This window comes from Streptomyces sp. G-G2 (genome assembly GCF_030063135.1).
Classification (GTDB): Bacteria; Actinomycetota; Actinomycetes; order Streptomycetales; family Streptomycetaceae; genus Streptomyces.
This window is the reverse complement of record NZ_JASISO010000002.1, coordinates 67,410-81,570: the sequence shown is the minus strand read 5'-3', so window position 1 is coordinate 81,570 and position 14,161 is coordinate 67,410. Positions and strand designations below refer to the sequence as shown.

Here is a 14,161-nt window from a genome sequence, read left to right as displayed (position 1 = left end):
GACCGCGTCCATCCGGGGGACCGCCCCGGGAGCGGACCCGCTCAGCGGGTCACGTAGGTCCCCGCGGCCCTGTCGTGCCAGGCCCGCCGCCGCGGCCGGTCCACCAGGCACCACAGGGAGCCGGGCAGGCCGAGCAGCGCGTACACCAGCCAGCGCCGCAGCGCCGCACCGAAGGACGGCGGCCGCCGGGTCGCGGTGGCGAGCACCCTGATCCCGCACAGCTTCTTGCCCGGGGTACGGCCCCAGCGCGCGGTCGGCAGCACCTCGTAGAACACGCCGAAGAGCAGCACCGCCGCCAGGACGAGGCCCAGGTAGCCGGTGGTGGTGCCGTCGAGGAGCCACACCGTGACGGTGCGCCCGCTCCCCCGGGCCGCCTCCACCTTGGCGTCCAGGTGCGCGGTCGCCGCCGGTACGAGGGGCCGCGCGACCAGCGCCGCGACCGCGAGCGCCGGTACGGAGTCCAGGGCGCGGGCCAGCAGCCGCCGGCCGGGCCCGGCGGGGCGCACCGCGCGCTCGGCCATCCGCTCGAAGACGGCGTTGTCGGTGCGCCGGGGCCCGCCGACCGGCCGCGCGGCGTCGGGTGCGGGGGCGCGGTCGGGCGCGGGGGCGGACGCGGGTGCGGGCGCGGGGGAAGCGGCCGGGGCCTCCCGGGGCTCCGGCCACACGGGCGCCGGGGCCAGGGCCGGGGCGGGGGCTGGAGCGGCGGTCCGGGCCGGGGCGGGGGCTGGAGCCGGGGCGGGCGCCGGGGTCTCGGGGGCCAGCGGGGACTTCGCCGACAGGATGCCGACCCCTTCCGCCGCCGGGCGCCCCGAGGCCTGGGCGGGCAGCCGCTCGGCCGCGCCCGCGGTGCGCCCGATCCGGACCCCGGGGGCGCTGCCGCGCAGGGCCGCCGGTTCCCGCGGGGCGTCGCGCGTCGCGTCGCGCACGGAGTCCCGTACGGGCTCCCGGAGCGGCTCGGGCCAAAGTTCCGCTTGTGCCTCGGGAAGCGGCTCGGGGCGGCTGCGGCCGAGGGACACTCCACTCGAACGGGCCACCGCGTGAAGGTGCTCGGGTTCGCCCTGACCCCAGGAAACGCGGTGGTCCCGGGGCCCGCCGAAGCCTTCCTGATGCGCCGGGTCAGCCTGCCACACCACCGGTTCCGGCTCGGGCGCGCGTACCGGAAGCGCCGCGGGCCGGGGTTCCGGTTCTGGCGGGGTGGTGGTCAGGGAGGTCTCGTCGAGGAAGACCGGCCCGGTCTCCTCCGCGGGCGCGGGGCGGCTCGTACCGGGGACCCAGGACCCGCCGTTCCAGTACCGGACGTACCCGGGGATGGACGGGTCGGGGTAGTACCCCTCGCGGGCCGCGGGCCCGCCGTCTCCAGGGGAGGCCGTCAATGTCCCCAACTCCGTTCGTGGCGTGAGGCTTGTGCAGGGGAGGACCATAGCCAAGAACCCCGGTCCCACAGGTGCGTTAACGGCAGAGTGCAGCCCTTCGGGCGAACCTCGCGCCATGCGCCGCTTTTTCAGCCAACAGCAGGTTTCGGCCAACCTGGGGACGGTCGGGGAAAGTCGCGTCATACCCGCGTGCCCGCGCGCTCTCTCCAGGTGTGGGGCACGGCACCGGCCCCGCCCGAGGCGAGAACCGAAGCGAGGCAGCCCCATGCACTACCCCCTCATCGAGCGCGAGCTGGAACTGCGACTGGTCCTGTCCCCCGAGCGCAGCGTCTGCGTCCCCGCCAAGCTGGCCTACCGTACGGAGGACCCGTACGCCGTCCACATCACCTTCCACACCGGCTCCAGGGCCCCGGTCAACTGGACCTTCGCCCGTGAGCTCCTGGTCGAGGGCGTCTTCCGCCCCTGCGGCCACGGCGACGTCCGGATCTGGCCCACCAAGATCGAGAACCGCAGCGTGCTCTGCATGGCGCTCAGTTCCCCCGACGGGGACGCCCTCTTGGAGGCCCCGGCCGGGGCGGTGTCGGCCTGGCTGGAGCGCACCCTGCGCCTGGTCCCGCCCGGCACCGAGGCCGAACGCCTGGGTCTGGACGACGCGTTGGCGGCCCTCCTGGCGCCCACGCCGGCCGACGACCTGTGGCTGCGCGACCCCTGGCCCTCCGACGAGTCCTCGGACGGCGACCTGTGAGCACGGCGGACCTCCCCTGGGAGCCCGGTCTCAGAAGAGCTTGCCCGGGTTGAGCAGGCCCAGCGGGTCGAAGGCGTGCTTGACCGCGCGCTGCGCCTCCAGCCCGACCGGTCCCAGTTCCCGGGCGAGCCACTCCTTCTTCAGCATCCCGACCCCGTGTTCGCCGGTGATCGTGCCGCCCAGGGCGAGGCCCAGCGCCATGATCTCGTCGAAGGACGCGCGGGCCCGCGCGGTCTCGTCCTCGTCCGCCGGGTCGAAGCAGACCACCGGGTGCGTGTTGCCGTCGCCCGCGTGCGCGCACACCCCGATGGTCAGGTCGTACGCGGCGGCGATCGCGCTCGTCCCGTCCAGCATCTCGGCCAGCCGGGAGCGCGGTACGCACACGTCGTCGATCATCGTGGCCGGGCGCAGTGCGTCGAGCGCGGTGAGGGCCATCCGGCGGGCCTGGAGGAGCAGTTCGGACTCGGCCTCGTCCTCGGCGGGTACCACGGCGGTGGCTCCGGCGGCCTCGCACAGCGCGCCGACCGCCGCGAGTTCGGCGGGCGCCTCGGGGGTGTCGAAGGCGGCGAGGAGCAGGGCCTCGGTGCTTTCCGGCAGCCCCATCCGGCCGAGCGCGTTGACGGCGCGGACGGTCGTACGGTCCATCAGTTCCAGCAGCGAGGGCGTCAGCCCGGCCTCCATGACGGCGCAGACGGCCGCGCAGGCCGCGGCGGCCGAGGGGAACTCGGCGGCGAGCGCGAGCCGGCGCGGCGGTGCGGGGCGCAGGGCGAGCACGGCCCGGACGACGACGCCCAGGGTGCCCTCGGAGCCCACGAAGAGGCGGGTGAGGTCGTATCCGGCGACGCCCTTGGCGGTGCGGCGGCCGGTGCGCAGGAGCCGCCCGTCGGCGAGGACCACGTCCAGCCCGAGCACGTATTCGGCGGTGACCCCGTACTTGACGCAGCACAGGCCGCCGGAGGCGGTGCCGATGTTGCCGCCGATCGTGCACTGTTCCCAGCTGGAGGGGTCGGGCGGGTAGCAGAGGCCGCGCTCGGCGACGGCCCGTGAGAGCACGGCGTTGATCACGCCGGGTTCGACGACGGCGATCCGGTCGACGGTGCTGATCTCCAGGATGCGGTCCATGGCGGTGAGGGAGAGCACGACGCAGCCGTCGGTGGCGTTGGCCGCGCCGGAGAGGCCCGTGCGGGCGCCCTGCGGGACGACGGGGACCCGGAGCGCGGTCGCGGTGCGCATGACGTGCTGGACCTGTTCGACCGTACGTGGCAGGACCACGACGGCCGGGGTTCCGGCGGCGCAGAATCCGGCCATGTCGGCCGCGTACGAGGTGGTCACCTGCGGGTCGGTGATCACGGCCGCGGCGGGCAGCCCTTCGAGGAGGCGTGCCGAGAGATCGTCCATGGGGCCAGCGTGACACCCGCCGCCATCGGTGTGAACCCGGGCGCGACCCTCTTCGGACACCTCTGCGCGCTCTTCATATTGACGCACAGTGAACCCATGGACGAGGAATCACGACCCGCTCCGCCCGTGACCTTCACCGGCCGCAAGACGCTCGTGCCCGCCGCCGTCGCCGTGGTCCTGATCATCGGGGCCCTGGTGATCAGGCCGGTCGAGCACGGTGACGACGCCCGCCCGCCCGGGCCGAGCGAACGGGCCGCGTCGGCGGTCGGCATGGGCGCGCCCGCGGCGGCCGTGGACCTGAGCGCGCTGATCGCCGACCGGGAGAAGTGGGTGGCGGCGCACGCGGACGACGACGGGTCGTGGGCGGTGCTGGGGGCCGCGTACCTGGAGCAGGGGCGGCGCACCGCGGACTCCGGGTGGTACCCGAAGGCGGAGCGGGCGCTGAAGCGATCGCTGGAGCTGCGGCCCGCGGAGAAGGGCAACTTCGACGCGATGACGGGCATGGGCACGCTGGCCAACGCCCGGCGGGACTACGGGACCGGGAAGAAGTGGGGCGAGCTGGTACGGGCGCAGTCGCCGAAGCGGTGGACGGCGTACCCGGTGCTCGTGGACGCCTACAACGGGCTGGGCGACTACAAGGCCGCCGAGAAGGCCATGGACCGGCTGCTGGAGCTGCGCCCGGGCCTGGCGGCGTTCACCCGGGCCGCGCAGGTCTACCGCGACCGGGGCTGGCGCGAGGACGCGACGGCCGCGATGGCGAACGCGGCGGGCGCGGCGAAGGCCCCGGTGGAGAAGGCGTACGTGCTCTGCCGGCTCGGGGAGCTGGCCTGGGAGCGCGGGGACTCCGGGGAGGCGCTGCGGCAGTTCGAGGGCGCGCTGCGGACGGACCCGGGGCAGGCGGAGGCGCTGGGCGGTCGGGCCCGGGCGCTGGCCTCGCTGGGGCGCGAGGGGGAGGCGGTCCGGGACTACCGGATGGCGCTGGGCCGGGCGCCGGTGGCGCAGCTGGACCTGGAGCTGGGTGAGCTGCTGGAGGCGCTGGGCCGGACGGAGGAGGCGCGGGTTCCGTACGAGGCGCTGGCCTCGCTGGCCACGCGGGGCGGGGCGAACGGGGTCACCGACGCGGTGACGCTCGGGCTGTTCGAAGCGGACCACGGCGATCCGGCGGCGGCGGTGCGGCGGCTGACGACGGAGTGGGCGCGGCACAAGAACGTGCAGGTGGCGGACGCCCTGGGGTGGGCGCTGCACCGGACCGGAGACGACGCGGCGGCGCTGGAGTACGCGAAGAAGGCGACGGAGCTGGGCTTGCGGAGCGCGGACTTCTCGTACCACCGGGGGCAGATCGAGCGGGGCCTGGGCGACGGGGCGGCGGCCCGGCGCCACTTCCAGGAGGCACTGCGGACGAACCCGCGGTTCTCGCCGCTGCGGGGGCCGCAGGCGAAGGAGGCCCTGGAGGCGGTGGGCCTGCCCGCGGGGGGCGGGCCGGAGAACATGCAGCCGAAGACTCCGTGGGTGGCGCCGGTGATGCCGAAGCCCTCGGCGAAGCCGTCGCCGTCACCGTCGGCGCGCTGAGCACCGGGCGCTGCCCGGACCCGCCCGGCGGGAGCGCCCCACACGCCGGGCGGGACCCGAAGCAGCCCTCAGCCGCCGGGCGGGGCCGCGTTGCCCTGGGGCAAGGCTGCCCCGCCGGCGTCTGAGGCGCGGCGGTGGGGGCGGCTCCTACAGGTTGCCGCGCTTCTCCTGCTCGCGCTCGATCGCCTGGAAGAGGGCCTTGAAGTTGCCCTTGCCGAAGCCCATCGAGCCGTGGCGCTCGATCATCTCGAAGAACACGGTCGGCTTGTCCTGGACCGGCTTGGTGAAGATCTGCAGGAGGTAGCCGTCCTCGTCGCGGTCGACGAGGATCTTCAGCTCGCGCAGGGTCTCGACCGGTACCCGGGTCTCGCCCGCCCACTCGCCGAGGGTGTCGTAGTACGAGTCGGGGGTGTCCAGGAAGGCCACGCCCGCCGCGCGCATCGTCCGTACGGTCGAGACGATGTCGTTCGTGGCCAGCGCGATGTGCTGGACGCCCGCGCTGCCGTAGAACTCCAGGTACTCGTCGATCTGCGACTTCTTCTTCGCGATCGCGGGCTCGTTGATCGGGAACTTGACCTTCAGGGTGCCGTCGGCGACGACCTTCGACATCAGCGCCGAGTACTCGGTCGCGATGTCGTCGCCCACGAACTCCTTCATGTTCGTGAAGCCCATGACCTTGTTGTAGAAGGCGACCCACTCGTTCATGCGGCCCAGCTCGACGTTGCCGACGCAGTGGTCGATCGCCTGGAAGGTCCGCTTGGCCGGGCCCTCCACCAGGGGGGTGGCGCTGACGAAGCCCGGCAGGTAGGGGCCGGTGTAGTTCGAGCGGTCGACCAGCGTGTGCCGGGTCTGGCCGTAGGTCGCGATGGCGGCCAGGACGACCGTGCCGTGCTCGTCCTTCAGCTCGTACGGCTCGTCCAGGCCGCGTGCGCCCTGCTCGACGGCGAAGGCGTAGGCGGCGCGGGCGTCCGGGACCTCGATGGCGAGGTCGATGACGCCGTCGCCGTGGGCGGTGACGTGCTCGGCGATGAAGCGACCGTGGTCGGAGCACGCCTTGATGACCGAGGTGAAGACGAAGCGCGCGGAGCCGTTGGTCAGGACGTAGCTCGCGGTCTCGCGGCAGCCGTTCTCCGGTCCGGAGTAGGCGACGAGCTTCATGCCGAAGGCCGTGGAGTAGAAGTACGCGGCCTGCTTGGCATTGCCGACGGCGAAGACGACGGCGTCCATTCCCTTGACCGGGAAGGGGTCGTCCTTACGGTCGGTGTCCGGCGCGTGATCGAGGGTCTCAGTCATGAGCGCAGAGTCCCGCCGAACCACAAGCTGCGCAATAGTTGCCATTTTTGCTGCGCAGATTGCTCAGGAAGGGCCCAGGATGTGTGCAGCATCTGTACAGGATGACCAGCGGAGGGGCACCCATGGGAATCGACCGGCTGGATGGAAGGCTGATCGTGCTGCTCGCCCGGGAACCCCGGATCGGGGTCCTGGAGGCCTCGCGCCGGCTCGGCGTGGCGCGCGGCACGGTGCAGGCGCGGCTCGACCGGCTTCAGTCGAATGGCGTCATCCGGGGGTTCGGCCCGCAGGTGGACCCGACGGCGCTGGGCTACCCGGTCACGGCCTTCGCCACTCTGGAGATCAAACAGGGCCAGGGGGCGGACGTACGAGCCCACTTGACCGGAGTTCCGGAGGTGCTGGAGCTGCACACCACGACCGGCCACGGGGACATGCTGTGCCGTCTGGTGGCCCGGTCCAACGCCGATCTCCAGCGGGTTATCGACCTGGTTGTCGGGTTTGATGGGATCGTTCGGGCTTCGACGGCGATCGTCATGGAGAATCCCGTACCCCTGCGGATCATCCCGCTGGTCGAACAAGCGGCCGAGGACGACTGACGGGGCGACGGGAGGACGCGGGAATCCGGCGATCCGGCGACCCGACGACCCGGCGCCCATCCACTCGGCTCCGCGGCGACACGAAGGACGAGGTGAGACGGTGTGAGCTTCTGGGCCTACCTGTCGCATCGCCACCAGCAGTTGCTCACCGACGCCTTCCAGCACGCCAGCGCGGTCTTCCAGTGCATGGTGATCGCGACCGTCCTGGGCATCACCATCGGCGTCCTCACCTACCGCAGCGGCTGGGCGGGCAACCTGGCCGTCACCTCCACCGCCACCATCCTGACGGTCCCCTCGCTCGCCCTGATCGGTCTGCTGATCCCGCTCGTCGGCCTCGGTGTGGCACCGACCGTGATCGCGCTGACCCTCTACGGCCTGCTGCCGATCGTCCGGAACTCGATCGTCGGGCTGCGGGGCGTGGACCCGGCCCTCGTCGACGCGGCCACGGGCATCGGCATGTCGCGCACCGCCCGCCTGCTGAAGGTGGAGCTGCCGCTCGCCTGGCCGCCGATCCTGACCGGGATCCGGGTCTCCACCCAGATGCTCATGGGCATCGCCGCGATCGCCGCGTACGCCTCCGGCCCGGGCCTCGGCAACGAGATCTTCCGCGGGATCGCCTCGCTCGGCAGCGCCAACGCCATCAACCAGGTACTCGCCGGGACGCTGGGGATCGTCGTGCTCGCCCTGCTCTTCGACGCCGCGTACGTGCTGCTCGGCCGTCTCACCATCCCGAGGGGAATCCGTGTCTGAGCCGACCGAGACCACCGCGGCGCCCTCCTCCGGCCCGGCGCCGGGGGCGACCTCCGGCGCGACCATCCAGCTGGAGCAGCTGACCAAGCGCTACCCGGGCAACCCCAACCCCTCCGTCGACGGCGTCTCGATGGACATCAAGGCGGGCGAGACGGTCGTCTTCGTCGGCCCGTCGGGCTGCGGGAAGTCCACCACCCTCAAGATGATCAACCGGCTGATCGAGCCCACCTCGGGCCGGATCCGGATCGGCGACGAGGACGTCACCGACATGGACCCGGTCAAGCTCCGGCGCAAGATCGGGTACGCCATCCAGTCCTCCGGGCTCTTCCCGCACATGACGGTCGCCGAGAACATCGCCCTGGTCCCCAAGATGGTCGGCTGGTCCAAGTCACGGGTGAAGGACCGGGTCGAGGAGATGCTCGACCTGGTGGGCCTGGACCCCAGGGAGTTCCACGGCCGCTACCCGCGCCAGCTGTCGGGCGGCCAGCAGCAGCGCGTGGGCGTGGCCCGGGCGCTGGCCGCGGATCCGCCCGTACTCCTGATGGACGAACCCTTCGGCGCGGTGGACCCGATCACCCGCGACCACCTCCAGGACGAACTGATCCGGCTCCAGCACGAGCTGCACAAGACGATCGTCTTCGTCACGCACGACTTCGACGAGGCCATCAAGCTGGGCGACCGGATCGCGGTGCTGCGGGAACGTTCGCACATCGCCCAGTTCGACACCCCCGAGGCGATCCTCACCAACCCGGCCGACGACTTCGTCTCCGGCTTCGTCGGCGCGGGCGCGGCCCTCAAGCGGCTGAACCTCACCCGGGTCCGCGACGTCGAGGTCGCCGACTTCCCGACGGTGACCGTCGACGATCCGCTCCAGCAGATCTTCAACAAGCTGCGCACCGGCCCGCACAACGAACTGCTCATGCTCGACCGGCGCGGCCGCCCCTACAAGTGGCTGCGGCGCGGGGACCTGATGCGCGCCAAGGGCTCGCTGGCCCGGGCGGGCCAGCTGGTGCACGACACGGTGACGCGGGACGCCACCCTGCACGACGCGCTGGAGGCGGTACTGACCGACAGCGGCGGGCGGGTCGCGGTGACGGGGCGGCGCGGGGAGTACATCGGCGTCGTCGACATGGAGACCCTGATGAACTCGGTGCACGAGATGCTGGAGGCGGACCGGCTCGCCGCCACCGAACACCAGCACGACCTGGAGGAACTGCGCCACCACCGCACCGAACAAGAGCTGGAGGGCGGTGCGGACCCGTCATGAGCACCAGGAAAGGGCGCGGTACGGGCGCCTCCGGTCCCCCCTCCCCCCAGCGGCCGCCCGGCGAGCACGAGGTCAAGGGGCACGCCTTCCGTGACGACGAGCTGATCGGCGACGGGGACGAGGGGACGGGCCTCCCGGCCGCGGGCGCGGTGGCCGCCGCGTCCCGGCGCCGGATCACCTGGACCCAGCTGCTCGCGCTGCCCCTCGTACTGGCGCTGCTGCTGGTGGCGACGTACCTGTGGATCACCAACATCCACCTGGACACGATCGCGGAGAACTCGCTCGGCGGCGGAAACGTGTGGCTGCGGCTGCGCCAGCACGTCCAGCTGACCGCGATCTCCACCTTCTGGGTGCTGGTGATCGCGATCCCGCTGGGCATCGCGCTGACCCGGCGCGGTCTGCGCGGGGCCGCCCCCGTGGTGACCGCCTTCGCCAACATCGGCCAGGCCACCCCGGCCATCGGCCTGCTGGCGCTGCTGGTGATCTGGCTGGGCATCGGCCCTTCGACCGCGATCATCGGGATGGTGGCGTACGCCGTGCTGCCGGTGCTCTCCAACACGGTGGCCGGGCTGCGCGCGATCGATCCCCAGCTGGTGGAGGCGTCGCGCGGGATCGGGATGTCCTCGGTGGGGACCCTGACGAAGGTGGAGCTGCCGCTGGCGGTCCCGCTGATCCTGGCGGGCGTACGGACGGCCCTGGTCCTCAATGTCGGCACGGCGGCCCTGGCCACCTTCGGCGGGGGCGGCGGGCTGGGCGACCTGATCACCTCGGGGATCCAGACGCAGCGGATGCCGGTGCTGGTGCTGGGGTCGGTGCTGACGGTGGCGCTGGCCCTGTTCGTGGACTGGCTGGCCTCGCTGGTGGAGACGCTCATGACGCCGCGCGGGCTGGAGGCCTAGATGGACAGGGGACTCGCCCCGGGCGGGCGCAGGGGTGTGCGGAGCGGGCGGAGGGTCGTGCGCGGAGGTGCGCGCGGCGTCGTTCGGGCCGGTGTGCGGGGCGGCGCAGGGGCCGGTGCGCGGGGCGGCGTACGGGCCGGGCTCGCGGCGGTGGTGCTGCTGGCGACGGCCGTGTCGGGGTGCGGGCTCAAGAGCGGCTCGCCGATGGTGGACGACGTGGTTCCCGGGTCGGTCGGGCAGGGGCTCCCCCTCAAGGGGGCCTCGCTGACGGTGACGTCGAAGAACTTCAGCGAGAACATCGTGCTCGGCCAGATGATCGGGCTCATCTTCAAGGCGGCCGGGGCGGAGGTCCTGGACCGGACGAACCTGCCCGGCTCGGTCAGCTCGCGCGAGGCGATCGTCAAGGGCGACGCGGACGCGATGTACGAGTACACGGGCACGGCCTGGATCACGTACCTGGGCAACGCCAAACCGATCGAGGACCCGTACAAGCAGTGGGAGGCGGTCCGCGACGCCGACGTGCGCAACGGGGTGGCCTGGCTGCCTCCCTCCACGCTCAACAACACCTACACGCTGGCGATCAGCAAGAAGAACAACGCCAAGTACGGGCTGAAGACGATGTCGGACGTGGCGAAGCTGTCCCGGGAGGACCCGGGCGCGGTGACGGTGTGCGTGGAGAACGAGTTCGCGTCCCGGGAGGACGGCCTGCCGGGGATGGAGCGGGCGTACGGCATGAGGATCCCGGCGGGCAACGTGCGGAAGATGGACGCCGGGATCATCTACACGCAGGTGTCGAAGTCGGACTCGTGCCTGCTGGGCGAGGCGTTCACGACGGACGGCCGGATCAAGGCGATGGACCTGGACACACTGGTGGACGACCGGCGGTTCTTCCCCAACTACAACGCGGCCCCGGAACTCCACGCGAAGACGCTCGCCAAGTACCCGGTGATCGCGCGGCTGCTGGATCCGCTGACGCGGAAGCTGACGACCGGGGTCGCGCGGGAGCTGAACGCGAAGGTGGACGTGGAGGGGCAGGACCCGCACGACGTGGCGAAGGACTGGCTGATCGGGCAGGGGCTCATCAAGGAGGGCTGAGGCGGGCGGGGCCGGGGCGGGGGCGAGGACGGGAACCGCCCGGGTTCCAAAGAACTCTATGCAAAGAATACCTTGCAAAGAATGCTTTGCATGCCTACAGTGAGGGCATGCCCGAGAACGCCGAAGCACCGCAGCCGCCGCAGTCGCAGTCGCAGCGACAGTCGCAGCGGCAGTCAGAGTCGCAGCAGCCCGTGGGGCCTTCGCAGCCGAGGGTCCGCAACCTCGACGCGCACGCCCTGCGCGGCCTCGCCCACCCGCTGCGCATACGGCTGCTGGCCGCCCTGCGCCATGACGGCCCGGCCACCGCTTCCCAACTGGCCGAGCGGCTGGGCGAGTCCAGCGGGGCCACCAGCTACCACCTGCGCCAGCTGGCCGCGTACGGTTTCGTCGAGGACGCCCCCGAGCACGGCAAGGGGCGCGAGCGCTGGTGGCGCTCCGCCCACGACGGCACCGCCTTCGACGAGACGCTGATGAACGACGGCGACCCGGCGACGCGCAGCGCGGCGGAGGTGTTCCTGCAGGAGATCGCGACGATCCACGCGCAGGAGATGAGCACCTGGCTCGGCAGCTCCCACACCTGGTCGACGGAGTGGCGCCAGGGCGCGGACCTCAGCGACTTCACGCTGCGGCTGACCGCCGGCCAGTCCCACGAGCTCATCAACAAGCTGCACGACCTGATCAACAGCTACCGGGATCTGGACCCGGCGGACGACGCCGAGACCGTCCGCTTCCACACCCACGTCTTCCCGAGGACCTCCGACTGACCCGGGGCCCCGCCGCTCGCCCCTGACCCCGTCGCCCCGCCCCGCACCACCGCTCGCTCCCCTGCCACTTCGGCTCGCTTCCTGCCAGAAGGAGTTCCGCCATGCTCGCCTTCACTCCCGCCGAGACCCACACCGTCCTGCACACCGCCCGCACGGGCGAGCTGGCCGCGCGGGCCGCCGGGGCGGGTGTCCGCGCCGCCGCCCGCGCCGGGTCCGCCGGACGCGGCACCGGCCGCGCCCACGCCCCGGTCGTGCGCGTGCTGGTCGGTCGGGCGCTGGTCGCCGCGGGGACCCGGCTGCTCGGTCACGACCACGGCTTCGGCCGCGGTCCCGCTCACCCGCACGCGGCGTGAGCGCCCCGGCCGGCGGGAGCAGGCGCCCCTTCGCGGCCGTCCTCACCGCCAACACGATCTCCATAGCCGGTAGTTCGCTCACCCTCATCGGCGTCCCGTGGTTCGTGCTCCAGACCACGGGCAGCGCGGGCCGGGCCGGTGTCGTCGCCTTCTGCGCCACCCTGCCCGTCATCGTGGCCGCCCTCGTCGGCGGTCCGGTGATCGACCGGATCGGCCGCCGCCGGGTCTCGGTCACGTCCGACCTGGTCTGCGCGCTGTCCGTCGGCGCGATACCGCTGCTGCACTACGCGGGGGCGCTGGAGTTCTGGATGCTGTGCGCGCTGATGGCCGTCAGCGGCCTCGTGCACACGCCGGGGCTGACCGCCCGGGGCGTGCTGCTGCCCAACCTCGCCGAGCACGCGGGCACCACCATCACCCGGGCCGCCGGGCTGTACGACGCGGTGTCGCGCGGGGCGCGGATGATCGGGGCCGCCCTGGCGGGCGTACTCATCGCCTTCTTCGGGGCGGAGACGGTGCTGCTGCTGGACGCGGCCACCTTCGGGGCGTCCGCGCTGCTGGTCGGCGCGTTCCTGCGCGGGATACCCGCGGCGGACCCGCAGCGCGGGGGCGGGGCGGTGTCGCTCGCGCTCTACCGGGCCGAACTGGGCGAGGGCTGGGCGTTCCTGCTCAAGTCCCGGCTGCTGCTGGGCGTCACGTCCATGGTCATGCTGACCAACGGCATGGACCAGGCGTGGGGGGCCGTACTGCTGCCCGTGCACGGCCGTGACGCGCTGGGCGGGGCCACCGCGATCGGCCTGATGATCTCGCTCTTCGGCGGCTTCGCACTGCTGGGCGCGCTGCTCTACGGCGCCTGGGGCGACCGGCTGCCGCGGCGGCTGGTGTTCGCCGCGGCCTTCATACTCTGCGGGGCTCCGCGCTACGTCGTGGCGGGCCTCACCGACACCGCGCTGCCGCTGGCCGTGACGATGGCGCTGTCCGGGCTGGGCGCGGGCGTCCTCAACCCCGTCCTGACCACGGTGATCTATGAGCACGTGCCCGAGGAGCTGCGCAGCCGGGTCGCGGGCGTGACCACGGCGGGCTGCGAACTGACCATGCCGCTGGGCGGGCTGGCGGCCGGGCTGCTGGTGGAGTCCTGGGGCATCGGGACGGCGCTGCTGCTGTTCGGCGGGGCCTACCTGCTGACGACGCTCGCGCCGCTGGTGTTCCCGGCCTGGCGCGCGATGGAGAAGCCCCCGCTCAGCAGGACGGAACCTGCTCCCCACGGTTCAGTGCCCGCAGATCGTTCACGGCTTCCGTCAGGGTCGTGACGGGGATCAGCCGGAGCCCCTCGGGGAGTTCGGTCCTGGCGTCCGAGCACTCCGCCTTGGGGACCAGGAAGACGGTCGCGCCGTCCCGCGCGGCGGCCTGGGTTTTCAGCGCCACGCCCCCGACCGCGCCGACCGTGCCGTCCGCGTCGATGGTGCCCGTACCGGCGATGTCGCGGCCGCCGGTGAGGTCGCCGCCCTTTCCGTCACCGTCGAGTTTGTCGACGATGCCGAGGGAGAAGAGCAGTCCGGCGCTGGGTCCGCCCACGTCGGCGAGATTGAGTTCGACCTTCACGCTGTCCGGGCTCTTGTGGAGAAAGCCGAGGGCGGCGGCGGTGGCCGCCGACTGCGACGTGGTCATTTCCTCCATGTTGTGCGCGGTGATCTCTTCGTCGCTCCCGCCCGTCGGATAGACCGCTTCCTTGGGCATGACGGCGCGGTCCGTCCGGAACCAGTTGTCGGCGAGTTCGGCCAGGCTGACCGTGCTGGAGGGGCCGGTGGCCAGGATCGTGGTCATCCGCAGCCTGCCGGCCGTCTCGCGGGTCGGCGCGCCGCTGACCGTGATGACGGGCTTGCCGTCCTTGGCCCCGAGCACATCGGTGGTGAGCCCCGGGCTCGCCAGGACGAACGGCAGGGGGGCCAGGGCCGCCACGGCGAACAGCCCGAGGACGGGCGCGGCGCAGACGGCCAGGGCGGCGGGACGCGACAGGCGTGTGAGACGAGAGAGCACCCGGCCAATCTAGCCGCCGGGTGCCCGC

At 72.7% G+C, this 14,161-nt stretch carries 14 protein-coding genes; 10 read left to right on the top strand and 4 right to left on the bottom strand.

Annotated features, from left to right (window positions below):
• Positions 1-41: 41 nt before the first annotated feature.
• On the bottom strand, positions 42-1,373 hold the full coding sequence (locus QMF80_RS01875) for an RDD family protein (protein WP_283448893.1): 1,332 nt from the start codon (positions 1,371-1,373) through the stop codon (positions 42-44).
• Between the two features lie 265 nt (positions 1,374-1,638).
• On the opposite strand from QMF80_RS01875, the gene QMF80_RS01870 reads away from it, so the two are divergent.
• Entirely contained in the window at positions 1,639-2,118 is a 480-nt protein-coding gene (locus tag QMF80_RS01870) for an SsgA family sporulation/cell division regulator (protein ID WP_283448892.1), read from the top strand.
• A 30-nt stretch (positions 2,119-2,148) separates the two neighbouring features.
• Here the strand turns inward: QMF80_RS01870 and QMF80_RS01865 are convergent, their stop codons facing one another.
• Positions 2,149-3,516: an FAD-binding oxidoreductase gene (locus QMF80_RS01865; protein WP_283448891.1), complete on the bottom strand. Its 1,368-nt coding sequence runs from the start codon at positions 3,514-3,516 to the stop codon at positions 2,149-2,151.
• A 96-nt stretch (positions 3,517-3,612) separates the two neighbouring features.
• On the opposite strand from QMF80_RS01865, the gene QMF80_RS01860 reads away from it, so the two are divergent.
• Positions 3,613-5,085, top strand: coding sequence for a tetratricopeptide repeat protein (locus QMF80_RS01860; protein ID WP_283448890.1), 1,473 nt, complete (start codon positions 3,613-3,615; stop codon positions 5,083-5,085).
• Between the two features lie 147 nt (positions 5,086-5,232).
• Here QMF80_RS01860 and hppD read toward each other — a convergent pair whose 3' ends face one another.
• Positions 5,233-6,378: a 4-hydroxyphenylpyruvate dioxygenase gene (hppD, locus tag QMF80_RS01855; RefSeq protein WP_283448889.1), complete on the bottom strand. Its 1,146-nt coding sequence runs from the start codon at positions 6,376-6,378 to the stop codon at positions 5,233-5,235.
• Positions 6,379-6,500: 122 nt separating this feature from the next.
• Here hppD and QMF80_RS01850 point away from each other — a divergent pair, with 122 nt between their 5' ends.
• From QMF80_RS01850 to QMF80_RS01815, 8 genes are all read left to right on the top strand, one after another.
• Positions 6,501-6,971, top strand: a complete 471-nt coding sequence (locus QMF80_RS01850; protein WP_283448888.1) for an Lrp/AsnC family transcriptional regulator — start codon at positions 6,501-6,503, stop codon at positions 6,969-6,971.
• 102 nt (positions 6,972-7,073) lie between these two features.
• Positions 7,074-7,721 carry an ABC transporter permease gene (locus tag QMF80_RS01845; protein ID WP_283448887.1) on the top strand — a complete coding sequence of 216 codons (648 nt, stop codon included), beginning with the start codon at positions 7,074-7,076 and terminating at the stop codon, positions 7,719-7,721.
• A complete protein-coding gene (locus QMF80_RS01840; RefSeq protein ID WP_283448886.1) occupies positions 7,714-8,988 on the top strand; it encodes a betaine/proline/choline family ABC transporter ATP-binding protein in 1,275 nt (424 codons plus the stop codon). Before QMF80_RS01845 ends, QMF80_RS01840 begins: the two co-directional genes overlap by 8 nt.
• Positions 8,985-9,887, top strand: a complete 903-nt coding sequence (locus tag QMF80_RS01835) for an ABC transporter permease (protein ID WP_283448885.1) — start codon at positions 8,985-8,987, stop codon at positions 9,885-9,887. Before QMF80_RS01840 ends, QMF80_RS01835 begins: the two co-directional genes overlap by 4 nt.
• Before the next feature lie 93 nt (positions 9,888-9,980).
• On the top strand, positions 9,981-10,982 hold the full coding sequence (locus QMF80_RS01830) for a glycine betaine ABC transporter substrate-binding protein (RefSeq protein WP_502962741.1): 1,002 nt from the start codon (positions 9,981-9,983) through the stop codon (positions 10,980-10,982).
• Positions 10,983-11,089: 107 nt separating this feature from the next.
• Positions 11,090-11,746 (top strand): ArsR/SmtB family transcription factor, encoded by a 657-nt coding sequence (locus QMF80_RS01825; RefSeq protein WP_283448884.1) that lies wholly within the window; start codon positions 11,090-11,092, stop codon positions 11,744-11,746.
• A gap of 101 nt (positions 11,747-11,847) precedes the next feature.
• Positions 11,848-12,099 (top strand): hypothetical protein, encoded by a 252-nt coding sequence (locus tag QMF80_RS01820; protein ID WP_283448883.1) that lies wholly within the window; start codon positions 11,848-11,850, stop codon positions 12,097-12,099.
• Positions 12,096-13,406, top strand: coding sequence for an MFS transporter (locus tag QMF80_RS01815; protein ID WP_283448882.1), 1,311 nt, complete (start codon positions 12,096-12,098; stop codon positions 13,404-13,406). The genes QMF80_RS01820 and QMF80_RS01815 overlap by 4 nt, the downstream gene beginning before the upstream one ends.
• Here the strand turns inward: QMF80_RS01815 and QMF80_RS01810 are convergent.
• Positions 13,336-14,133 carry a S16 family serine protease gene (locus QMF80_RS01810; protein ID WP_283448881.1) on the bottom strand — a complete coding sequence of 266 codons (798 nt, stop codon included), beginning with the start codon at positions 14,131-14,133 and terminating at the stop codon, positions 13,336-13,338. The two genes, QMF80_RS01815 and QMF80_RS01810, sit on opposite strands and share 71 nt — an antisense overlap.
• Between the last annotated feature and the right edge of the window lie 28 nt (positions 14,134-14,161).